General features: G+C 66.1%; 24 protein-coding genes. 12 read left to right on the top strand and 12 right to left on the bottom strand.

From position 1 onward, the window contains the following. Window positions 1-53: 53 nt before the first annotated feature. On the bottom strand, window positions 54-596 hold the full coding sequence (locus AC5P66_RS08320) for a GNAT family N-acetyltransferase (protein ID WP_005417537.1): 543 nt from the start codon (window positions 594-596) through the stop codon (window positions 54-56). Between the two features lie 126 nt (window positions 597-722). After that, window positions 723-1,565 (bottom strand): glycine zipper 2TM domain-containing protein, encoded by an 843-nt coding sequence (locus AC5P66_RS08315; protein WP_049410551.1) that lies wholly within the window; start codon window positions 1,563-1,565, stop codon window positions 723-725. Between the two features lie 163 nt (window positions 1,566-1,728). Here AC5P66_RS08315 and AC5P66_RS08310 point away from each other — a divergent pair, with 163 nt between their 5' ends. Both AC5P66_RS08310 and AC5P66_RS08305 read left to right on the top strand, forming a co-directional pair. After that, on the top strand, window positions 1,729-1,944 hold the full coding sequence (locus AC5P66_RS08310) for a DUF6116 family protein (protein ID WP_005417541.1): 216 nt from the start codon (window positions 1,729-1,731) through the stop codon (window positions 1,942-1,944). Then, window positions 1,941-2,714, top strand: a complete 774-nt coding sequence (locus AC5P66_RS08305; RefSeq protein ID WP_099495358.1) for a TatD family hydrolase — start codon at window positions 1,941-1,943, stop codon at window positions 2,712-2,714. Before AC5P66_RS08310 ends, AC5P66_RS08305 begins: the two co-directional genes overlap by 4 nt. A gap of 161 nt (window positions 2,715-2,875) precedes the next feature. On the opposite strand, the gene AC5P66_RS08300 is transcribed toward AC5P66_RS08305, so the two are convergent. Beyond that, window positions 2,876-3,703: a tRNA threonylcarbamoyladenosine dehydratase gene (locus AC5P66_RS08300; RefSeq protein ID WP_005417543.1), complete on the bottom strand. Its 828-nt coding sequence runs from the start codon at window positions 3,701-3,703 to the stop codon at window positions 2,876-2,878. Between the two features lie 79 nt (window positions 3,704-3,782). Here AC5P66_RS08300 and AC5P66_RS08295 point away from each other — a divergent pair, with 79 nt between their 5' ends. Next, entirely contained in the window at window positions 3,783-4,217 is a 435-nt protein-coding gene (locus AC5P66_RS08295) for a cytochrome c (RefSeq protein WP_099494576.1), read from the top strand. Window positions 4,218-4,353: 136 nt separating this feature from the next. Continuing rightward, the gene (locus tag AC5P66_RS08290) at window positions 4,354-4,848 is read left to right on the top strand and encodes a glycine zipper 2TM domain-containing protein (RefSeq protein ID WP_099494575.1); all 495 of its coding nucleotides are present in this window, start codon (window positions 4,354-4,356) and stop codon (window positions 4,846-4,848) included. Between the two features lie 72 nt (window positions 4,849-4,920). Here the strand turns inward: AC5P66_RS08290 and AC5P66_RS08285 are convergent, their stop codons facing one another. Beyond that, entirely contained in the window at window positions 4,921-5,130 is a 210-nt protein-coding gene (locus tag AC5P66_RS08285) for a cold-shock protein (protein ID WP_010486802.1), read from the bottom strand. 235 nt (window positions 5,131-5,365) lie between these two features. Here AC5P66_RS08285 and AC5P66_RS08280 point away from each other — a divergent pair, with 235 nt between their 5' ends. From AC5P66_RS08280 to arsC, 3 genes are all read left to right on the top strand, one after another. After that, window positions 5,366-5,851: a DUF456 domain-containing protein gene (locus tag AC5P66_RS08280; protein WP_032958895.1), complete on the top strand. Its 486-nt coding sequence runs from the start codon at window positions 5,366-5,368 to the stop codon at window positions 5,849-5,851. Window positions 5,852-5,969: 118 nt separating this feature from the next. Next, complete coding sequence (locus AC5P66_RS08275) at window positions 5,970-7,124, top strand: phospholipase A (protein WP_049410545.1); 1,155 nt, start codon at window positions 5,970-5,972, stop codon at window positions 7,122-7,124. Then, the gene (arsC, locus tag AC5P66_RS08270) at window positions 7,124-7,465 is read left to right on the top strand and encodes an arsenate reductase (glutaredoxin) (RefSeq protein WP_049410547.1); all 342 of its coding nucleotides are present in this window, start codon (window positions 7,124-7,126) and stop codon (window positions 7,463-7,465) included. Before AC5P66_RS08275 ends, arsC begins: the two co-directional genes overlap by 1 nt. Before the next feature lie 74 nt (window positions 7,466-7,539). On the opposite strand, the gene AC5P66_RS08265 is transcribed toward arsC, so the two are convergent. The 3 genes from AC5P66_RS08265 to AC5P66_RS08255 form a co-directional block, all read right to left on the bottom strand. After that, the gene (locus AC5P66_RS08265; RefSeq protein WP_049417208.1) at window positions 7,540-8,175 is read right to left on the bottom strand and encodes a glutathione S-transferase family protein; all 636 of its coding nucleotides are present in this window, start codon (window positions 8,173-8,175) and stop codon (window positions 7,540-7,542) included. Window positions 8,176-8,233: 58 nt separating this feature from the next. Further along, window positions 8,234-8,572, bottom strand: a complete 339-nt coding sequence (locus tag AC5P66_RS08260) for a hypothetical protein (protein ID WP_049417210.1) — start codon at window positions 8,570-8,572, stop codon at window positions 8,234-8,236. Between the two features lie 122 nt (window positions 8,573-8,694). Next, window positions 8,695-10,212 (bottom strand): fumarate hydratase, encoded by a 1,518-nt coding sequence (locus AC5P66_RS08255; protein ID WP_049417212.1) that lies wholly within the window; start codon window positions 10,210-10,212, stop codon window positions 8,695-8,697. A 146-nt stretch (window positions 10,213-10,358) separates the two neighbouring features. Here AC5P66_RS08255 and AC5P66_RS08250 point away from each other — a divergent pair, with 146 nt between their 5' ends. The 4 genes from AC5P66_RS08250 to AC5P66_RS08235 all read left to right on the top strand — a co-directional run bounded on the left by AC5P66_RS08250 (window position 10,359) and on the right by AC5P66_RS08235 (window position 14,697). Beyond that, entirely contained in the window at window positions 10,359-11,255 is an 897-nt protein-coding gene (locus AC5P66_RS08250) for an RNA polymerase sigma-70 factor (protein WP_099494574.1), read from the top strand. Between the two features lie 36 nt (window positions 11,256-11,291). Continuing rightward, a complete protein-coding gene (locus tag AC5P66_RS08245) occupies window positions 11,292-11,741 on the top strand; it encodes a carboxymuconolactone decarboxylase family protein (protein ID WP_099494577.1) in 450 nt (149 codons plus the stop codon). Between the two features lie 224 nt (window positions 11,742-11,965). Further along, the gene (locus AC5P66_RS08240) at window positions 11,966-13,837 is read left to right on the top strand and encodes an ABC transporter ATP-binding protein (RefSeq protein WP_049439378.1); all 1,872 of its coding nucleotides are present in this window, start codon (window positions 11,966-11,968) and stop codon (window positions 13,835-13,837) included. Between the two features lie 80 nt (window positions 13,838-13,917). After that, window positions 13,918-14,697 (top strand): ferredoxin--NADP reductase, encoded by a 780-nt coding sequence (locus AC5P66_RS08235; protein ID WP_005417572.1) that lies wholly within the window; start codon window positions 13,918-13,920, stop codon window positions 14,695-14,697. Between the two features lie 75 nt (window positions 14,698-14,772). Here the strand turns inward: AC5P66_RS08235 and AC5P66_RS08230 are convergent, their stop codons facing one another. Continuing rightward, on the bottom strand, window positions 14,773-15,252 hold the full coding sequence (locus tag AC5P66_RS08230; protein WP_099487238.1) for a glutathione peroxidase: 480 nt from the start codon (window positions 15,250-15,252) through the stop codon (window positions 14,773-14,775). Window positions 15,253-15,382: 130 nt separating this feature from the next. On the opposite strand from AC5P66_RS08230, the gene AC5P66_RS08225 reads away from it, so the two are divergent. Next, on the top strand, window positions 15,383-17,551 hold the full coding sequence (locus tag AC5P66_RS08225; RefSeq protein ID WP_049439383.1) for a M3 family metallopeptidase: 2,169 nt from the start codon (window positions 15,383-15,385) through the stop codon (window positions 17,549-17,551). A gap of 125 nt (window positions 17,552-17,676) precedes the next feature. Here AC5P66_RS08225 and AC5P66_RS08220 read toward each other — a convergent pair whose 3' ends face one another. The 4 genes from AC5P66_RS08220 to AC5P66_RS08205 all read right to left on the bottom strand — a co-directional run bounded on the left by AC5P66_RS08220 (window position 17,677) and on the right by AC5P66_RS08205 (window position 20,924). After that, a complete protein-coding gene (locus AC5P66_RS08220; protein ID WP_495216182.1) occupies window positions 17,677-18,417 on the bottom strand; it encodes a hypothetical protein in 741 nt (246 codons plus the stop codon). A 150-nt stretch (window positions 18,418-18,567) separates the two neighbouring features. Next, a complete protein-coding gene (gene cfa / locus AC5P66_RS08215; protein WP_099496115.1) occupies window positions 18,568-19,683 on the bottom strand; it encodes a cyclopropane fatty acyl phospholipid synthase in 1,116 nt (371 codons plus the stop codon). Between the two features lie 19 nt (window positions 19,684-19,702). Next, on the bottom strand, window positions 19,703-20,584 hold the full coding sequence (locus AC5P66_RS08210) for a DUF3298 and DUF4163 domain-containing protein (protein WP_049440648.1): 882 nt from the start codon (window positions 20,582-20,584) through the stop codon (window positions 19,703-19,705). Window positions 20,585-20,621: 37 nt separating this feature from the next. Further along, complete coding sequence (locus tag AC5P66_RS08205; RefSeq protein WP_005417588.1) at window positions 20,622-20,924, bottom strand: GNAT family N-acetyltransferase; 303 nt, start codon at window positions 20,922-20,924, stop codon at window positions 20,622-20,624. Window positions 20,925-20,939: the final 15 nt, after the last annotated feature.

Raw genomic sequence — 20,939 nt, 5'->3', positions numbered from 1 at the left:
CGAATCCTGCCACATCGAGGTTGCCGGCCAGCGGCCGGCACTACCGGCAACGCTCAGCGCACGCGCTGCCGCCACTGTTCTCGCGACTGGCCCCAGATCTGCATCGGCTTGTCGTTGTACGGCGGTGGCAATTCGCCCATGCGCAGCAGCGTGCTGCCGAGCTTGCGCGCGACCGCCCTCGAGTTGTCGTTGTTCTCGGCGATGGTGTGGATCACCTCGTCCCAGCCCAGCGTGTCGAACGCCCAGTCGATGGCGGCAACCGCCGCTTCCGGTGCATAGCCCCGGCCCCAGCTGGCATGCCGAATACCCCAGCCGACCTCGGTTCCAGGCCAGTCCTGCGGCTGCCACGGTCCCATCCGGCCGATCCAGTCACCGCTGGATTTCTCGATCACGCTGAACATCGAGAAGCCGAACAGCTGCCAGGCGCCGGCCAGGCTGCAGAAGCCGCGCCATGCCACCGAGGGCGGTTGAACACCCCCCAGGGTGCGCATCGTTTCCTCGTCGGCACAGAATGCCAGGTACGGTTCGTAGTCCTCGCGCAGCAGCGGGCGCAGGATCAGCCGCTCGGTTTCCAGGCGCAGGTCGAAGATGCTCATGCCGACTCCTTGTCGAAGGGGGCGTCCATCATGGTCGATTCCCTTTGCCCACGGATGAATGCCCGTGCGCACAACGAAACGGGCCGGCATGAGCCGGCCCGTCGGGTGCAGCAGGGGTGTTCTGGATTACTGGCGCGTGGCCGCCGTGGCGCCGGCAGCAGCGGTCTGCGTGACCAGCTGGCCATCGACCACCGGCAGGCGATCGCTGGCCGGCTTGTTGTCCATGCGCACGGTCTTCTCGGCGCCATCATAGCGATAGGTCACGTTGTAGCCCTTCACCACATCATTGGTTCCCATGGCGATGCGGCTGCCCGGCTTGCTGGCCATGCGCATGGTGCCGGTGGTGCCGTCTTCGTTGCGATAGGTCACGTTGTAACCGGTGACGCGGCTCGACTCGGACGTTGCGGTTTCGGTGTGGCACTGGCGCTCGGTGCGGTTGACCACGCGGCCACCCACGTGGCGCTTGTCGATCTGGTTGCCGATGAAGCCACCGGCCACCGCACCGGCTGCGGTCGCGGCCTTCTTGCCGTTGCCGCCACCGACCTGGTTGCCGAGCAGGCCACCCACCACCGCGCCAACCACGGTACCGCCAACGTTGCCATCACGCTCCGGCAGGCGTTCCTGCACCGTCACGTCCTGGCAGACCTCGTGCGGGGTCTGGGTGGTGGAGGTCTCACGCACCGGATCGGTGCCGATCACGGTGGCATAGGCCTTCTGCTTCTCGGTGATCGGGTCGACCTTCAGCACATCGGCATATTCCAGCCCGCGCGGCGCGGACGGGTCGAGCTGGTCACCACGCACGCCATCGTCGGTGGCGTTGCCATCGACCAGGCGCGACTCGCCATTGGGGGTTGCGGCGCTGATGGAGTCCGGCGATTTGTCGCCACTCTTCATGAAGGCGGCGGTGGCGATGCCACCAACCAGCAGCGCGCCCGCTGCGACCAGGACAGTTGTAGTTGTGCTTTTCATGACCTGCTCCTTGCGGACCATCCGCAACGTTCTCGGGACAGATTGCAGCATGCGCTGCCTGAACGGAATCTCCACATTTCCTGCTCATTCCTGTAACCCATTCAGCATCGGGAAATGCAGGGCCCGTGGTAGCGTTTGCATATTCCCCACGAGGATCCCCGCCATGGCCAACCCGATGCTGCTGCCAGTACTGCAATGGGCGCGCCGGCTGCGCTACCCCACCCTGTTCAAGCTCACCGCCGGCCTGTTCGTGCTGACGCTGTTCATCCCGGACCCGATCCCGTTCATCGATGAGCTGGTGCTGGGCTTCGGCACGCTGCTGCTGGCCAACTGGAAGAGCCGCAACGCCACCACGCCACCGCCGCTGGAACAGCGTTGAGCGTGCTGGTCGACAGCCACTGTCATCTCGACGCGAGCGCGTTCGACCCTGACCGTGCCGCAGTGATCGAGCGGGCGCAGGCCGTGGGTGTACGCCAACAGGTGGTGCCCGCGGTCACCGCTGCCAGCTGGCCGAAACTGCGCGAGGTCTGCCAGCAGGCGCCGGGGCTGTACCCGGCCTACGGCCTGCATCCGATGTTCCTGGCCGAGCACCAGCCTGGGCACCAGCCACTGCTGCGCGGCTGGATCGAGCGCGAACGCCCGTGTGCGATCGGCGAATGCGGGCTGGACTTCTTCGTCGAAGGACTGGATGCCGAGGCTCAACAGGCGTATTTCATCGGCCAGCTGGAACTGGCCCGTGAGTTCGAGCTGCCGGTGATCGTGCACGCGCGACGCGCGGTGGATGCGGTAATCGCCGCCATCCGCCGCATCGGCGGCCTGCGCGGCGTGGTGCACAGTTTTTCCGGCAGCCCCGAACAGGCCGCGCAATTGCACAGGCACGGCTTCCTGCTGGGTCTTGGCGGTCCGCTGACCTATGAACGTGCCCAGCGCCTGCAACGGCTGGTACGCGGGATGCCGCTGGAGCAGCTGCTGCTGGAAACCGACGCGCCCGACCAGCCCGACGCAGGGGTCCGCGGCCAGCGCAACGAACCGGCGCGGCTGGAAACCATTGCCCGGCACGTAGCTGCGCTGCGCGGAATGGAGCTGGAGGCCCTGGCGCAGGCCACGACCGAGAATGCGCGGCGGCTGTTCGCGCTGCCGTCAATGTAACGGCGGGTGCCGACCTTGGTCGGCACGCTGCAACGACCGCGGCGAACCCGACGCCGGGCAGCGTCCGGCACTACCGGCGCCGCCACGGAACGACTGAGTCGCCGACGTTTGGAAGGTAGTGCCGGCCGCTGGCCGGCAACCCCGGGCGGCCGGCACCACCGTCATGCGTCGGCGTAGGCCTCGGTCACCTCGGTTTTCGCCTTCTTCGGCTCCAGCAGCATCTCCAGCGCCTTGCCCACCGCCGCAAAGGCGAACGCGCCGGTGATGTGGGTCGCCGCGCCCAGGCCGGCGCCGCAGTCCAGCTTCAACGCCGCATCGGCACCCAGGTTCGGACGAATGCCGCAGACGCTGCCATCGGCCTGCGGATACTTCACATTCTCCAGCGAATACACCGCCGGCACGCCGAAATAGCGCTTGGCGTTCTTCGGGAAGTTGAATTCGCTGCGCAGCTTCTTGCGGATCAGCGCCAGCATGGCGTCATGCTCGGTGCGCGAAACATCGCGGATACGTACCAGGGTCGGGTCGGTGCGGCCACCGGCAGCGCCGACGGTCAGCAGCGGCAGCTTGCGGCGGCGGCACCAGGCGATCGTCTCGACCTTGACCCGGAAGCTGTCGCAGGCATCGATCACCAGATCGAACCCGCGGTCCAGCAGCTCAGCCATGTTGGACATCGTCAGGAATGCCTGCACGGCATCGACGTCGATCCCCGGATTGATCGCACGGCAGCGCTCGGCCATCGCCTCGGCCTTGTTGCGCCCGTAATTGCCTTCCATCGCCGGCAGCTGCCGGTTGGTGTTGGACACGCAGATGTCGTCGGCATCGATCAGGGTCAGATGGCCGACCGCCGAACGGGCCAGCGCCTCCACCACCCACGAGCCGACGCCGCCCATGCCGACCACCGCCACGCGACTGCCCTGCAGGCGCTCGAGCGCACCCACGCCATACAGCCGTTCGATGCCGGCGAAGCGTTGTTTGACCTGTTCGTTCATCGGGCTATTTTAACGTGCAGGTGCCAGCGCCCAAAGTACGCCGGCGTCGAACCCACCGTTGCACGCCCGGAGAGCCTGCATGAACGCCAGCCCGCCCCGCCGCCTGTCCACTGCCCATCGCTACCTGTTCGTACTGTGCCTGGGCCTGCTGATCGGCCTGGTCGCCACGTTTATGGTGGGCCGCGCCCTGCAGGCGCGTCGCGACCCGTTCCCGGACAGCCTGATGCAGGTGATGCAGCGGCAATCGCAGCTGCTGCAGCAGGCCCAGCAGCAGAACCGCTGCAGCCTGGCCGACAGCGTGCCGCGGCTGCAGGCGCTACGCCTGTTGTCCAATGACCTGGACCTGGCGTTTCCCGGGCTGAAGGACAGCACGCAGTTCCAGCAGCACGCCAGCCGACTGCGCGGCAACCTCAACACGGCGCTGGCTGCACCGCCAGGCGACTGCAGGGCCTTGGCCCAGCTCGTGGAAACGCTGCAGGCCGATTGCCGGGCCTGCCACCAGGATTTCCGCTGAGGCGCGTTCATCCTGCAGCCGGGCATCGGGTGCGTGGTTGGCGCGTTGTTCACGTTCGAAGGGAGAGGATTCGTCCACCCTGCTGCATGACGCAGTACCACCCAACACACCCGCCTTCACGGCCAGGAGACGCCCCATGAAGATCCAGCTCATCGCCGCCAGCGCCATCGCTACCCTCGCGCTGGCCGGTTGTGCCACCTCGCCCGGTTACAGTAGCGGTGGTTACAACAACGGCTACAACAACGGCGGTTACGGCAACAACGGCGGCTACAACCAGGGCCGCTGCGCCGACTGTGGCATCGTCACCCGCATCAACACCGTGCCCTCGGGCCGCACCGCGCCCAGTGCGACCGGTGCGATTCTCGGCGGCATCGTCGGCGCCGTGGCCGGCCATGAAATCTCCGACCACACCGGTGGCAGCCGTGGCAACAAGAACATTGCCGCCGCTGCAGGCGCGGTCGGTGGCGCCCTGGCCGGCAACCAGATCCAGAAGAATGTCACCAGCGATACCTACGACATCAGCGTGCGCATGGATGATGGCCGCACCATCGTGGTCAACCAGCGCGACCTGGGTGGCATCCGTGAGAACACCTATGTGCGCGTGGTCAACGGCAAGGTCATCCTGCGCTGACCTGCAGCGGGCCTGAGGCAAAGAAAAAGGCCCGCTTGCGCGGGCCTTTTTCATGCCGACGGACGGCAGCTGTTACACCGGCTGGACCTTGTCAGCCTGCAGGCCCTTCTGGCCCTGCACGACTTCAAAGCTCACAGTCTGGCCTTCCTTGAGGCTCTTGAAGCCCTGGGTCTCGATGGCGCGGAAGTGCACGAACACGTCCTCGCCATTCTGCCGGCTGATGAAGCCGAAGCCCTTCGCATCATTGAACCACTTTACGGTACCGGTCTCGCGATCAGCCATCTCACTAACTCCCTTTGACTCTCTCTTGTTGTTGGAAACGCCTGGTGGGCGGCTGACAAGCAAGGGGGAAGCGAGGTGCATCGATGCAGCGGATCGGGAAGATCTTGCTTCATCAGGCCACGATCCACGGTGACCTTGCCAAGCTCAGCGACTGCAACTTAACCCGGCCAAAACGAAAAAGCAACTGGCAAAATCTTTCACTGTCAACCCCAAAACGGACTCCATACGGGACAGCATGGGACTCTCATTCATCTTGTATCTGCTAGCGGTCATTTTTGTCCTCATAGGCATCGCCGGCATCATCCTGCCGGCCCTCCCGGGCATCCCGCTGGTGTTCATCGGACTGCTGCTGGCCGCCTGGGCCGACGGCTTCGCCCACGTCGGCTGGCCCACCCTGGTCGCGCTTGGGGTACTGACCCTGCTTTCGCTGCTGGTGGACGTGCTGGCCACGGTGGTCGGTGCGCAGCGTGTCGGCGCCAGCCGCAAGGCGCTGTGGGGAACCTTCGTCGGCAGCATCGTCGGCCTGTTCTTCATGCCCATCGGCCTGTTTGCGGGACCGCTGGTCGGTGCCCTGCTCGGCGAGTACTGGCACACCCGCGAACTCGGCCGCTCGACCAAGGTCGGCCTGGCCACCTGGCTCGGCATCCTGCTTGGCCTGGCACTGAAACTGGCGGTTGTGATCGCGATGCTGGGCCTGTTCGCGTTCGCCTGGTTCTTCTGAGCCACCTGGCCTTCACGCCACGCGCACGCTGTGGCCGTGCATAAACCGTGGGGCTGGCCGCAATCCGGCACAGCCGCCACACTGTGTGATTCCCGAATTCATCGAAGGGCCTGCTGCAATGACCCTCCCCACGCTGTTTCCCCGTCTGGCGCCGCTGGCGCTTGCCCTGGCCAGTGCACCGCTGGCTGCGCAGGAGTTCGCGCCTACCGCCGACGCCTCACCGGCCGCCTGCGCGGCAATTACCACCGACGCGGCCCGGCTGGCCTGCTATGACCGCCTGTTCGGGCATACCCCGGAGGCTACCGCCGCCGCTGATGCTGCCGCCGAAGCGGCTGCGCAGGCCCGCCGCGAAGAACGGCAGACCGCGCGCGTGAGCCAGGGCGAGGAAAAGCTGCGCGAGCGGGTGAGCGACCTGTTCCGCCCGGCGACGCCGGACAGCGCGCTGGCCAACGCCGGCCGCGGTTCGCTGCTGGACAGCCGCTGGGAACTGGCCGAGGACTCCAAGCTGGGGCCGTTCCAACTGCGCGCCTACAAGCCGGTGTACCTGCTGCCCGCCTTCTGGACCAGCGATCGCAACACCATGCCGCACTCGCCGAACCCGGCCAACAGCGTGACCACCCCGCAGGTACTCGACAGTGCCGAGCTGAAGTTCCAGATCAGCTTCAAGACCAAGATCGCCGAGAACCTGTTCGGCGACAACGGCGACATCTGGGCCGGCTACACCCAGAGTTCGCGCTGGCAGGCCTACAACAGCGAGGATTCACGCCCGTTCCGCGAAACCAATTACGAGCCGGAAGTGATGATGGTGTTCCGCAACGGCTACTCGATCGGTGGCTGGCGCGGGCGCATGACCGGTATCGCGCTGAACCACCAGTCCAATGGCCGCGCCGACCCGCTGTCACGCAGCTGGAACCGGGTCATGCTCAACATCGGCCTGGACCGCGAGAACTGGGCGCTGGTGCTGCGTCCCTGGTACCGCATTCCCGAAAGCCGCAGCGAAGACAACAATCCGGACATCGAGGATTACATGGGTCGCGGCGACGCCACCCTGACCTGGAACCGCAATGGGCATGAGGTCTCGCTGATGGCGCGCCATTCACTGCGCACCGGAAGCCGTTCGCACGGTGCGCTGCAGCTGGACTACGGCTTCCCGATCAGCAACCTGCTGCGTGGCCATGTGCAGGTCTTCGACGGCTACGGCGAAAGCCTGATCGACTACAACCACAAGGCCACCTATGTGGGTGTGGGCGTGTCTCTGCTGGAGTGGTTCTGATGGACGTGACGATCTGGCACAACCCGGCCTGCAGCAACTCGCGCGGCGCACTGAAGCTGATCCGCGATGCGGGCTTCGATCCGGTGGTGATCGACTACCTGGGCAACCCGCCGGACACAGCCACGCTGCGCCAGGTACTGGCCGAATCCCGGCTGCACGCACAGGAACTGGTACGCAGCAAGGAGGCGCTGTTCGCCGAACTGGGCCTGGACGGCGCAGACGACGCCACGTTGCTGGCGGCGATGAGCGAACACCCCCGCTTGATCAATCGCCCCGTGGTGCGCACGACCAAGGGTACGCGGCTGTGCCGCCCACCGGAAACAGTGCTGGAGATCCTGTAACCCGAAAAAGGGGACGGAGGGAATTAAGTCGTTTGTGCACAAACGACTTAATTCCCTCCGTCCCCTTTTTCGGGTTACCGCCAGTCGGTGATGCCTTCGCGGCGGTAGACCTCGGCGAACGCCGGGCGCGCCTTCATCGAGGTGGCATGCGCCTTGAGCACCGGCCAGGTGTCACTGGGCTTGGGCATGTTGCGCGACCAGCGCATCAGCATCACCAGCATGTAGTCGACCACGCAGGGCGTGGCGCCCAGCAGGTACGGGCCGTGCGCCTGCAGGTGAGCGGCAACGTGCTGCCAGGCCGCTTCGAGCCGCTGACGCGCCATCTCGCGGCTGGCCTCAACATTCGCCTGGCCGGCCATTTCATGCGGATAGAACCAGGCCCGATAGGCCGGCTGCAGCGTACTGGCACACCAGAACATCCAGCGGTAGGCATCGCCACGCTGCGGCGTGCCCGGCACCGGGAGCAGGCCGGCCTCCGGGTGGCGATCGGCCAGGTACAGGGCGATGGCCGCCGCTTCGGTCAGTACCAGGCCATCGATCAACAGTGTCGGCACCACACCGGCCGGATTGAGCGCCAGGTACTGCGCCGACTTGTGCTCGCGCGCGTCGAAATCCAGCAGCACCAGTTCATGCTCGATGCCGAGCTCGATCAGCAGCCAGTGCACGACCAGCGCGGCGGTACTGGTCGAACCATACAGCGTGGTGCTCATGCGGAAGATCCTGTGCAGGTGGATCAGCCGATTATGCGCCCACGCGCGCGATCGTTGCTCAGCCGCAGCCGCTCATGCAGGAATCCCGGCGCTCGCCACAGGACATCATCGGCGCGCGCATCGCGCAGTCGTGCGTCTTCAGTTCGCAGGCACGGCGCAGCTCCGGATTGTCCACGTCCTTGCAGCGTTTGTCCGGCGCCGGCACCACCTGCTGCTCGCAGTTGTTCTGGCGGCTGCCGAGGGAGTCATTCTGCGCCATGCAGCTGCGATAGCCGGCCTGGCACTGCACGCGGCATTGCGCCGATGCGGGGAAATCCGCGCCTTCGTACGACGCCGGGGTGCTGCAACCGGCCAGGGCCAGCAGCACGCCTACCACGATGAACCGATGCAGGGCCATGGACACGTCCTGTGCGAGAGTGTTCCGACCGTAGCAGAACAACCGCTACCGGAACATCAATATTTTTGCCCATACAACAACGGCGCCACAGGGGCGCCGTTGTCCGGTCCGGGATGGAGGGCTTACTCCACAACCACCGGAATCTTGCCGATGCGGGCCTGCCATTCGCGCGGGCCGGTCTTGTGCACCGATTCGCCGGTGGAATCCACCGCCACGGTCACGGGCATGTCCTGCACGGTGAACTCGTAGATCGCCTCCATGCCCAGGTCGGCGAAACCGACCACCTTGGCGGCCTTGATCGCCTTGGACACCAGGTAGGCCGATCCACCGACGGCCATCAGGTAGGCCGACTTGTGCTTCCTGATCGCCTCGATCGCGGCCGGGCCACGCTCGGCCTTGCCGACCATGCCCAGCAGGCCGGTCTGCGCCAGCACCTGCTCGGTGAACTTGTCCATGCGGGTCGCCGTGGTCGGACCGGCCGGGCCCACCACTTCGTCGCGCACCGGATCGACCGGGCCGACGTAATAGATGAAGCGGCCCTTCAGATCGACCGGCAGTTCCTCGCCCTTGTTGAGCATGTCGACCATGCGCTTGTGCGCGGCATCGCGGCCGGTCAGTAGCTTGCCATTGAGCAGCAGGGTCTGGCCCGGCTTCCAGCTGGCCACATCTTCCGGGGTGATCGTGTCCAGGTCCACGCGGGTGCCCTTGGACGCGTCATAGGTCAGCTTCGGCCAGTCTTCCAGCGACGGCGGGTCCAGCATTACCGGGCCACTGCCATCCAGGGTGAAGTGCGCATGGCGGGTGGCGGCGCAGTTCGGGATCATCGCCACCGGCAGGTTGGCCGCATGGGTCGGATAGTCGTTGATCTTGATGTCCAGCACAGTGGTCAGGCCGCCCAGGCCCTGCGCGCCGATGCCCAGCGCATTGACCTTCTCATACAGCTCCAGGCGCAGCTCCTCGATGCGGTTGGAGGCACCACGGGCCTGCAGCTCGGTGATGTCGATCGGTTCCATCAGCGCCTCCTTGGCCAGCAGCATCGCCTTCTCGGCGGTGCCACCAATGCCGATGCCGAGCATGCCCGGCGGGCACCAGCCGGCGCCCATGGTCGGCACGGTCTTCAGCACCCAGTCGACGATGGAGTCGGACGGGTTGAGCATGGCGAACTTGGTCTTCGCTTCCGAACCACCGCCCTTGGCCGCAACGATGACGTCGACCTTGTTGCCCGGCACCACCTTGACGTTGACCACGCCCGGGGTGTTGTCCCTGGTGTTGATCCGCTTGCCGGCCGGATCGGCCAGCACCGAGGCGCGCAGCTTGTTGTCCGGATGCATGTAGGCGCGGCGAACGCCTTCATTGGCCATGTCTTCCACGCCCATGGTGGCGTCATCCCAACGCACGTCCATGCCGATTTCCAGGAACACGGTGACGATGCCGGTGTCCTGGCAGATCGGACGGTGGCCTTCGGCGCACATCCGCGAATTGATCAGGATCTGGGCCATCGCTTCCTTCGCGGCCGGCGACTCCTCACGCTCGTACGCGGCGGCGAGGTTCTTGATGTAGTCGACCGGGTGGTAGTACGAGATGTACTGCAGCGCGTCGGCGATGGACTGGATGAGGTCTTCCTGCTTGATCGATGTCACGGCTTGCTCGCTTGCTCGAGGCTGGCGGGGGTAATCCGCCCATTTTACCCCCTCCCCCGGCCCCGGGGTGGTAGTGCCGGCCGCTGGCCGGCAAGATTCCCCCGACGCTCTGTCACGCCACGCGCCACTGCGGCGTCCTTGCCCACATGAACGCCGAAACCGTTTTCCAGACCCACCGCCCGCGCCTGATGGCGCTGGCCTACCGCCTGCTCGGCAGCCGCGCCGACGCCGAAGACGTGGTGCAGGACGCCTGGCTGCGCTGGTCCGGCGCCGATCCTGCCAGCGTCCGCGATGCAGAGGCCTGGCTGGTCACCACCACCACCCGGCTCGGCCTGGACCGCCTGCGAGCGGCCAAGCGCGAGCGTGTCCACTATGTCGGCCCATGGCTGGCCGAACCGCTGGCGGTCACCCTGGAGCCTGACCCCGCGCCCGGCCCGGCCCAGCTGCATGCGCTGGCCGACGAGGTCTCGGTCGCCTTCCTGACCCTGCTCGAACAGCTCGGCCCCGAAGAACGCGCCGCCTTCCTGCTGAAGGAGGCCTTCGACCACGACTACCGTGAGATCGCCGACCTGATCGGCCACAGCGAAGCCAACTGCCGGCAGCTGGTGCACCGCGCCCGGCAGCGTCTGCAGGCCGGACGGCCGCGCTTCAACGCCGATGCCATCCAGCACCGGCGGTTGCTGACGCGCTTCATGGATGCCTCGCAGCGCGGCGACAGCGAGGCGATCCAGGCCCTGCTGCACGCCAACGCGCAACTGGTCTCCGACGGTGGCGGCGTGGTTACCGCCGCGATCCGCCCACTGCGGGGTGCCGAGCGCATCGGCCGCCTGTTCTGGGCCATCGCCCGCCGCGGCGCCGCGCATCCGGCGCAGCTGGGCTACGTCAACGGCGAGCCTGCGATCCTGCGCTTCCAGGGCGATTGCCTGCACTCGATCACCACCATCGAAGTGGCCGATGGCCGCATCGCCAACGTGTACAGCGTGCTGAATCCGGAAAAATTGCCGAAGGTTGTCACGCACCACAACGCTGCGGCGTCCTTGTGATGAAGGGCGGCCATCGTGGCCGCCGTGGAGCCCAAGATGTCCGATCACACCTCCCCCCGCGTCCCCTACACCCGCCTGGCCGCCGAGGCCTTCAAGGGCCTGCTGGCCACCAGCCAGGCGGTGCATGACAGCTCGATCGACCCGACCCTGATGGAACTGGTGTTCCTGCGCGTGTCGCAGCTCAACGGCTGTGGCTACTGCATGGACATGCATGGCACCGCGCTGCGCAAGGGCGGCATCGAGCCGCGCAAGCTGGACACCCTGCCCGCCTGGCACGAAAGCCGCTTCTTCGACGCGCGCGAACGCGCGGCACTGGACTGGGCCGAGGCGCTGACCCGGCTGACCGACGGTGCGCCGTCGCAGGCAGCGTTCGATGCGCTGGCACCGCACTTCGATGCGAAGGGCATCAGTGACCTGAGCATGGGCATTGCGGTGATCAATGCCTGGAACCGGCTGGGTGCGGGGCTGCTGCCGCCGCTGCCGTAAAAGGGTCCTGTTGGCCGGGCTGCCGCCCGGCACCCGCAGAGGCCAGAGCAACAGCTGGAGCAACGGCAAAAGCTGGCTCTTCTGCGGGTTGGCAGGGTGGATCCACGCCATGCGTGGATGCGGGAGGGTCGGATCCCTTCGCTTCGCGAAGGGCTCTGACCCCGGTGCCGGCCACACGGCTGCACTGACCCCATCTGCACGTATCAGGCGCGCACAATACGCGCATGCCTGCTTCCCCCACCGCTGGCGCTGCCGCCGCGAAGAAACCCAGCCTGCGCCAGCGCTTCAGGGCGATGCGCAATCTGCCCCCCTTCCTGCGCATGGTCTGGAAGACCAGTCCGGCGCTGACCCTGGCCAGCCTGGGGCTGCGCCTGATCCGTGCGCTGCTGCCGGTGGCGATGCTCTACGTCGGCAAGCTGATCATCGACAGCGCCCTGCAGCTGAGCCAGCACGATGCCGGCTTCCCGCCGCTGGGCGAGGCGCTGTCCAGCGGCCTGCTCAATCCACTGCTGGGCCTGCTGGCACTGGAATTCGGCCTGGCCATCGCCTCGGACCTGCTCGGCCGGCTGGTCAGCTATGCCGATGCCCTGCTCTCCGAACTGTTCGCCAACGCCACCAGCATCCGCCTGATGGAACACGCCGCGACGCTGGATCTGGAGGACTTCGAGGACCCGGACCTGCAGGACAAGCTGGACCGTGCACGGCGCCAGACCATGGGCCGGATGAACCTGATGAGCCAGCTGTTCGGCCAGGTGCAGGACGCGATCACCGTGGCCAGCCTCGCCGTTGGCCTGCTGGTCTACGCGCCGTGGCTGATCCTGCTGCTGGCGCTGGCACTGGTGCCGGCCTTCATCGGCGAATCGCACTTCAACGCGGCCGGCTACAGCCTCAACTTCCAGTGGACGCCCGAGCGCCGCCAGCTCGACTACCTGCGCCAGCTGGGCGCCAGCGTGGAAACGGCCAAGGAAGTGAAGATCTACAACCTGCACCGCTTCCTGGTGGAGCGCTACCGGCGCCTGTCGGTGGCATTGTTCCAGGCCAACCGCGCCCTGGCACGGCGCCGCGCGTTCTGGGGCACGCTGCTGGCTGCGCTGGGCACGCTGGGGTATTACACCGCCTACGCCTACATCGCATGGCGCACGGTGCGCGGGGACTTCTCGATCGGCGACCTGACCTTCCTCGCCGGCAGCTTCCTGCGCCTGCGCCAGCTGCTGGAAGGCCTGCTGATCGGCTTCTCGCAGGTGGCCAGCCAGGCGCTGTACCTGGATGACCTGTTCTCGTTCTTCCAGATCCAGCCGGAAATCCACTCGCGCGATGGGGCCGTGCGCGTGCCGCAGCCGATCCGCCAGGGCTTCGTGTTCGAGAACGTCGGCTTCCGCTACCCCGATGCCGAACAGTGGGCGGTGCGCCATCTGGATTTCCAGCTGCACGCCGGCGAAGTGCTGGCCCTGGTCGGCGAGAACGGCGCCGGCAAGACCACCCTGGTGAAGCTGCTGGCGCGGCTGTACGAACCGGACGAAGGCCGCATCCTGCTCGATGGCCGCGACCTGCGCGATTACGACCTGGATGACCTGCGCGCCAATCTCGGGGTGATCTTCCAGGATTTCGTGCGCTACAACCTCAGCGCCGGCGAGAACATCGGCGTCGGCCAGGTCGAGGCGATGGACGACCAGGCACGCATCGCTGACGCGGCGCGACGCGGCATGGCCGAGGAAGTGATCGACGACCTGCCCGGCGGCTACGACCAGCAGATCGGCCGCCGCTTCAAGCAGGGCGTGGACCTGTCCGGTGGCCAATGGCAGAAGATCGCCATTGCCCGCGCATGGATGCGCAATGCGCAGGTGATGATCCTGGATGAGCCAACGGCAGCGCTGGATGCCCGCAGTGAGTTCGAGGTGTTCCAGCGGTTCAGGGAACTGGCGGATAATCGCACCGCCGTACTGATTTCCCACCGCTTTTCCTCGGTACGCATGGCCGACCGCATCCTGGTGCTGGCCGATGGCCGGATCGAGGCCAGCGGTACCCATGCGCAGCTGATGGCGCAGGGCGGCCGCTATGCCGAGCTGTTCGAGCTGCAGGCGGCGGGTTACCGCTGAGAACGCCTCTCGTTCCGCCCAATGAGAACTTGTCTCATTTGAGATAGAATCACCCCCGACGACTTTCGATAGATACGCCCATGTCCTCCGCTTTCGGCGCCGAAACGGTGCTTGAGGTCCGTCACTGGACCGATGCCTACTTCAGCTTCACCACCACCCGCGACAGCGGTTTCCGCTTCGAGAACGGCCAGTTCGTGATGATCGGCCTGGAAACCGAGGCGCGACCGCTGCTGCGCGCCTATTCCATTGCCAGTGCCAACTGGGAAGAACAGCTGGAGTTCTTCAGCATCAAGGTGCAGGACGGCCCGCTGACCTCGCGCCTGCAGCACATCAAGCCGGGCGACAAGGTACTGGTCGGCAAGAAGCCCACCGGCACCCTGCTGATCAGCGACCTGCATCCCGGCAGGAACCTGTACCTGCTGGGCACCGGCACCGGCCTGGCGCCGTGGCTGTCGGTCATCAAGGACCCGGAAACCTACGAGCGCTTCGAGAAGGTGATCCTGTGCCACGGCGTGCGCTATGAAAAGGACCTGGCCTACCGCGATTACTTCGAGAGGGAACTGCGTGAGCACGAGTTCCTCGGCGAGATGATCGGCGACAAGCTGCTGTACTACCCTGCCGTCACCCGCGAGCCGTTCGCCAACCAGGGCCGCCTGACCCAGCTGATGGAGAGCGGCGAGATGCAGCGCACCCTCGGCCTGCCGGAACTGAGCCCGGAAAACGACCGCGCGATGATCTGCGGCAGCCCGCAGATGCTGGCCGACCTTCGCACCGTGCTCGATGCCCGGGGTTTCCAGGTTTCGCCGCGCATCGGCCAACCGGGCCACTACGTGTTCGAGCGCGCGTTCGTCGAGAAGTGATGCTGCAATGGTAGTGCCGGCCGCTGGCCGGCGCTTCCTGGCCCACGGGGTTGCCGGCCAGCGGCCGGCACTACCTCACAGCAGCGCTTCGATCGCGCTGCGCAACTGCTCCGGCCTGGTGGTGGGCGCATGCCGCGACGCCACCTGCCCCTGGCGATCGACCAGGAACTTGCTGAAATTCCACTTGATGCGGGCACTGCCGAGCAGGCCACGCTTTTCGTGCGTCATCCAGGCCCACAACGGATCAGCGCCCTCGCCGTTGACCTCGATCTTCTCCGACAGCGGGAAGCTGACCGGATAGTCCAGCGAACAGAACTGGCGGATCTGCGCGGCATCACCGGGCTCCTGCGCGCCGAACTGGTTGCACGGGAAGCCGATCACCACCAGGCCGCGTTCGCGGTAGTCCTGCCACAACTGTTCCAGCCCCGTGTACTGCGGGGTGAAGCCACAGCGGCTGGCGACGTTCACCAGCAGCAACGGGTGGCCCTGATAACGGGCCAGCGCCTGCGGATGGCCGTCGAGGTCACGGAAGCTGAAATCGTAGGCGGTGGTCATGGTGGCGGGCCGTGGGCGGTAAATGCATGGTACCCGCGCCCGGACCCGCCAGCATGCCTTTTGACACAAGTGCGGGCGCCGCCGGCCGGGTTACCCTCGGGCCCTTGTTTGCCTTACCGGAGTTCCTGCCTTGACCACCCGCCTTGCCCTTGCCGTGGCCATGTCCCTCGGCCTTGCCCTGCCCGCCTTCTCGGCCGGCGCCGCCACCCCGGCTGCCAGCACCAATGCCCAGCAGGCCAATCCGTTCTTCGCCGAAAGCCCGTTGCCCCTGCATTATCCGCAGTTCGACCGGATCAAGGACAGCGACTTCGCCCCGGCCTTCGACGCCGGCATGGCGCAGCAGCTGAAGGAAGTGGAAGCGATCGCCAACAACAAGGCCAAGCCGACCTTCGACAACACCATCATCGCCCTGGAAAAGAGCGGTGACATCCTCGACCGCGCGACCACCGTGTTCTTCAGCCTGGTCGGCGCCGATACCAATGACACCCGCAAGAAGCTGCAGGCCGACTACTCGGCGAAGTTTGCCGCGCACAGCGATGCGATCGCGCTGAACGGCAAGCTGTTCGCCCGCATCCAGGCGCTGTATGACACCCGCAGCCAGCTGGGCCTGGACGCCGAAGGTGTGCGCCTGGTCGAGAAGTACTACGACAACTACGTGCGCGCCGGTGCCAAGCTGTCCGAGGCCGACAAGGCCAAGTTGAAGGAGATGAACGCCGAGCTGGCCAACCTGGGCACCAGGTTCAGCCAGAACGTGCAGTCGGAAGTGAACGCTTCGGCAATCACCGTCGACGACATCAAGGCGCTGGACGGCCTGTCCAAGGAGCAGATCGCCGCCGCCGCCGAAGCCGCCAAGGCCCGCGGCCAGGACGGCAAGTACGTGATCACCCTGCTCAACACCACCGGCCAGCCGCCGCTGACCAACCTGGCCAACCGCGCCCTGCGCCAGAAGATCTACGAAGCATCGGTCAGCCGTGGCAGCCGTGGCGGTGAGTTCGACAACACCGCGCTGGTCTCGCGCATCATGCAGCTGCGTGCCGACAAGGCCAAGCTGATGGGCTTCCCGAACTTCGCGGCCTACAACCTGACCAACCAGACCGCCAAAACCCCCGAAGCGGTCAACGCGATGCTGGGCAAGCTGGCCCCGGCCGCGGTGGCCAACGCCAAGCGCGAAGCCGCCGACCTGCAGGCGATGATCGACCAGGAACAGAAGGCCGCAGGCAAGCCGACGTTCAAGCTGGAACCGTGGGACTGGGCCTTCTACAGCGAGAAGGTGCGCCAGGCCAAGTACAACTTCGACGAGTCGCAGCTGAAGCCGTACTTCGAAATGAAGAACGTGCTGGAGAACGGCGTGTTCCATGCCGCCAACCTGGAATTCGGCCTGACCTTCAAGCAGCGCACCGACCTGCCGGTCTATCACGATGACGTGACCGTCTACGACGTGTTCGATGCCGACGGCAGCCAGCTGGCGATCTTCATCTTCGACCCGTATGCACGCGCCTCCAAGCGCGGTGGCGCGTGGATGAACTCCTACGTCTCGCAGTCGAAGCTGACCGGCTTCAAGCCGGTGGTTGCCAACCACCTGAACATCCCGAAGCCGCCGGCCGGCCAGCCGACCCTGCTGACCTGGGATGAGGTGAACACCACCTTCCACGAGTTCGGCCACGCCCTGCACGGCATGTTCTCCAACGTGAAGTACCCGTACTTCTCGGGCACCTCGGTGCCGCGTGACTTCGTCGAGTTCCCCTCGCAGGTCAACGAGATGTGGGCTGACAACCCGGTCATCCTGAAGAACTACGCCAAGCACTACCAGAACGGTTCGGCGATGCCGCAGGCGCTGCTGGACAAGGTGCTGGCGGCGGCCAAGTTCAACCAGGGCTTCGCCACCACCGAGTACCTGGGTGCGGCCATGCTGGATCAGCGCTGGCACCAGATCGGCGCCGACCAGGTCCCGGCGGCCAAGGACGTGATGGCCTTCGAGCGCGCCGCGCTGGAGAAGGACGGCATCTACTACGCGCCGGTTCCGCCGCGTTACAAGACCCCGTACTTCAGCCACATCATGGGCGGCTATTCGGCCGGCTACTACGCCTACATCTGGTCGGAAGTGCTCGACGCCAACACCCAGAAGTGGTTCAAGGACAATGGCGGCCTGAGCCGCAAGAACGGCGACCACTTCCGCGCCACGCTGCTGTCCAAGGGCGGCAGCGTCGACGCGATGCAGCTGTTCCGCGATTTCGCCGGCCACGAGCCGCAGATCGAACCGCTGCTGGAAAAGCGTGGCCTGACCGGCGCCGGCAACTGATCGCCTGCGCGGTAGCGTGAAACGAAAACCGCCCGGGAGACCGGGCGGTTTTTTTGTGGCATCCACCCATGGCGTGGATCTACTGCAGTCCCGGTAGATCCCATCCATCCGTGGATGATCTCCGGTCACCGCCGGAACAGCCGCTCCCACCATCGGCTTTTTGGAGCAACTGCAGGAGAGGTATGGGCGCCCAGGAACTCCTGCAGTTGGGCCGCGGCGGCCTCCGCGTACAGCAACGCGCCATCGGGGGCGCAGTTGAGTAGATTGCTCAGGCTGGTCGATGCATTGAGGTCCATCGGGTTCGGCTCGACCACCTCGCTTGCTTCCAGCAATCCGCATTCCTTGCCGATGGCATCATCGACAACGCTCCAGAACACGGCCAGTCGACCATCGGAAAACAGCTCGTCCAGACGCGCACGCAGTTGATTGTCCCCGCCGTAGTCCGCGCGCATCTGCTTCAGCCGGTCATGCGTGATGAACACACCACCACCGTAGTTCTCGCGCAGGTGGTTTCCGGCAGCGGCGTCCGCCCACTGCGGCGGCACCAGTTGCCGCCAGTCCGCGAAATAACGGGCAATCACTGGGTCGTCGATGAAGAACGAAAGGGCGCTCCCGCGAAGGTAATGATACCGGCGCAGGTGACCGGCCACGATCGCCAGGTACAACGCGTGCCCCTTCTCGAAAGGCACTTCGGCGCTGATCGCGCGGGCCTCGTCGATGCGTTCCTGCAACTGCTCCATGTAGAACGGCTCGATCCGGAACCGCTGTTGCAGCGCCTCGACCAGCGTCACGTCCTCCAGCGCACGGAAATAGATGTCACGGATCTCCGAATCCGCGACTGGATGGTAGGTGATGTCCCAACCCATGCTGCAACGCCTTCAGGAATGCGGTAATCCCGCCGACCCAACAGCTTAGCGTCGACGACGCCCACGCGCGGAGCAGACCGTGCAACACACGGATTTGGCGTCAGTGAGTGTCGCATCCGGCCCGCTCTCCCCCCCCCCCCCGCGCACCCTTTAGCGTGGCGCCACGTATCCACCCGGCACGCCTTCCGGCGACAGCACCAGCTGCCACAGCTGCGCGTGCCGGCAGCGGAAGGTGGCCATCGACCCGGCCAGGTAGAAGCGCCACATGCGGCGGAAGTGCTCGTCGTAGCGCGCATCCAGCCGTGGCCACGCCGCCTCTACGTTGCGCCGCCAGGCCTGCAGGGTCAGGTCGTAGTCGGTGCCGAAGTTGTGCCAGTCCTCCAGCACGAAACGGCCTTCGAACGCCTTGGTGATCTGCACCGCCGACGGCAGCATCGAGTTGGGGAAGATGTAGCGCGCGATCCACGGATCGGTGCGATGCCGGGAGATGTTGGTGCCGATGCTGTGCAACAGCAGCAGGCCGCGCGGCGACAGGCAGCGCTTGGCCACCTCGAAGAAGCCCGCGTAGTTCTTGTCACCGACGTGCTCGAACATGCCGATCGAGAAAATCGCATCGAACGGTTCGTCCAGCTCGCGGTAGTCCTGCAGTCGGATCTCGATCGGCAGGCCCGCGCACAGGTTCCGCGCGAACTCGGCCTGCTCCTGCGAAATCGTCACGCCGACGCCACTGACACCGTAGCGCTCAGCGGCGAACTTCAGCGCTTCGCCCCAACCGCAGCCGATGTCCAGCACGCGCTGGCCCGGGCGCAGGCCCAGCTTGCGGCAGACCAGGTCGAGCTTGGCTTCCTGTGCGGCGTCGAGATCATCGGCGTTGCGCCAATAGCCGCAGCTGTAGACCAGGCGCTGGCCGAGCATGGCCTGGTAGAGATCGTTGCCCAGGTCGTAATGACGGCGTCCGACCTCGTAGCTGCCCTGCCCCGCCTGCAGGTTGAACAGGCGCGCCTTCAGCGCATCGGCCACTTCGCGCCAGCCGTGCACCCGTTCATCCAGGTGCGCCTGCATCAGGTGGACGAGGAATTCATCCAGGACGTTCGCATCCCACCACCCTTCCATGTAGCTCTCGCCCAGGCCGAGCGAGCCCTGGCCCATGACCCGCGCGAAGAAGCGCGGGTCATGCACCTGGATGTCCTGTGGCTGGGTGCCGCCGATGCGGACCCCGGCTTCGTGGAGCAGGCCGGCGACCCGCTCCTGCAACCCTATATCCACGCCACCTCCTCGACTGCGGTCAACCGCGTGCGAACAGCTCCACGTAGTCCTTGGCCACGTGCGGCAACAGCACCGCCGCCGGCACATCGGCGGTCTGGGTGCCGTCCGAGTATGGACCCACCTGGTACGGCGGGAAAACAAAGCGCAGCGCGGTGATCTGCCCCTTGTCGTCGGTCACTGGCTGGAACTGGCTGAAATTGTCGGCCTGCGGGCCGGTCCCGTCGGCGATCATGCGCGATGCGTTGCGCAGCGATTCCTGCAGCTGGGCCGGGTCCATGTCCTCGCCGCTGAGGCGGGTGGCCACGCGTTCGCGCAGCTGGTCGGCGACGAACTCACTGATCGCCTTCCAGCCCTTGGCATCGGCCACCAGCTTGTCGGCGCTGAGCATCTGCTGCTGCGCCGGCAGCCACACGAAGCGCGCCACCAGCGGTTCGCCATGGGCGCCACCGGTATAGCGGCTGCCATCGGCACTGACCACTACCAGCTGCGGCGTTTCCAGCAGCTTCTCGAAGCTCAGCGACAGCTCGTAGGGCATGGTCGGCTTGTCGTTGCCAAGCCCGTCCAGCGCCTGCTGCAGGTCGCTGCGTGCGCTGGTGGCATAGTCCTGCAGCGCGCGCGCCAGGCCGGGGTAGCGGTCGATACCCGCCGGGTAGCTGATGCCCACCACCTCACGCTCGTTGTTCTCGATCACGTCGCGCAGGTCCAGCGGCGCTTCCGTGGCCGGCGTCTCGCCGGCGGCGGTGGCTTCGGCGGCGGGCGCCGCGTCGGTCGCCGGCGCCGGCTCGCTTTCACGCTGGCAACCGGCCAGCAACAGCACGCCCACCACGCCGGCCAGCACGCTGCCGTGCAGTGGCCGGTTGTTTCCAATCTTCATCGGGATCCCCTGTTCATGTTTGTACATCATCGCCTGCCATGGCTGAAGCGTGGCCCGCTGGCATTCAGCCAACGAGCAGGTCGTGGTACTCCTCGTGGCGCTGCAGGAAAGCCTCGGCGTAGGAACATGCCGGCACCACCTTGTACTTCTGCTCGCGGGCGAAACGCAGTGCCACGCGGGTCAGCTCACCGGCGATGCCACGGCCGGCGATCGGCTCGGGCACCTCGGTGTGGGTGATCACCATGCGCTTGCGCTTGATCTGGTAGTCCAGCACCGCCAGCTGTCCTCGCACACGGGCGGTGAAGCGGTGGTTGGCCAGGTCGTGTTCGACCTCGTAGGCCAGACCGGGGGGCGTGACCGAAGCCATGGAACTGTCTCCTGC

It is taken from the genome of Stenotrophomonas sp. YJH_SMC_122 (assembly GCF_059369535.1).
Note: the sequence above shows the minus strand (reverse complement) of the source record. Positions and strands in the feature narration are given on the sequence as shown.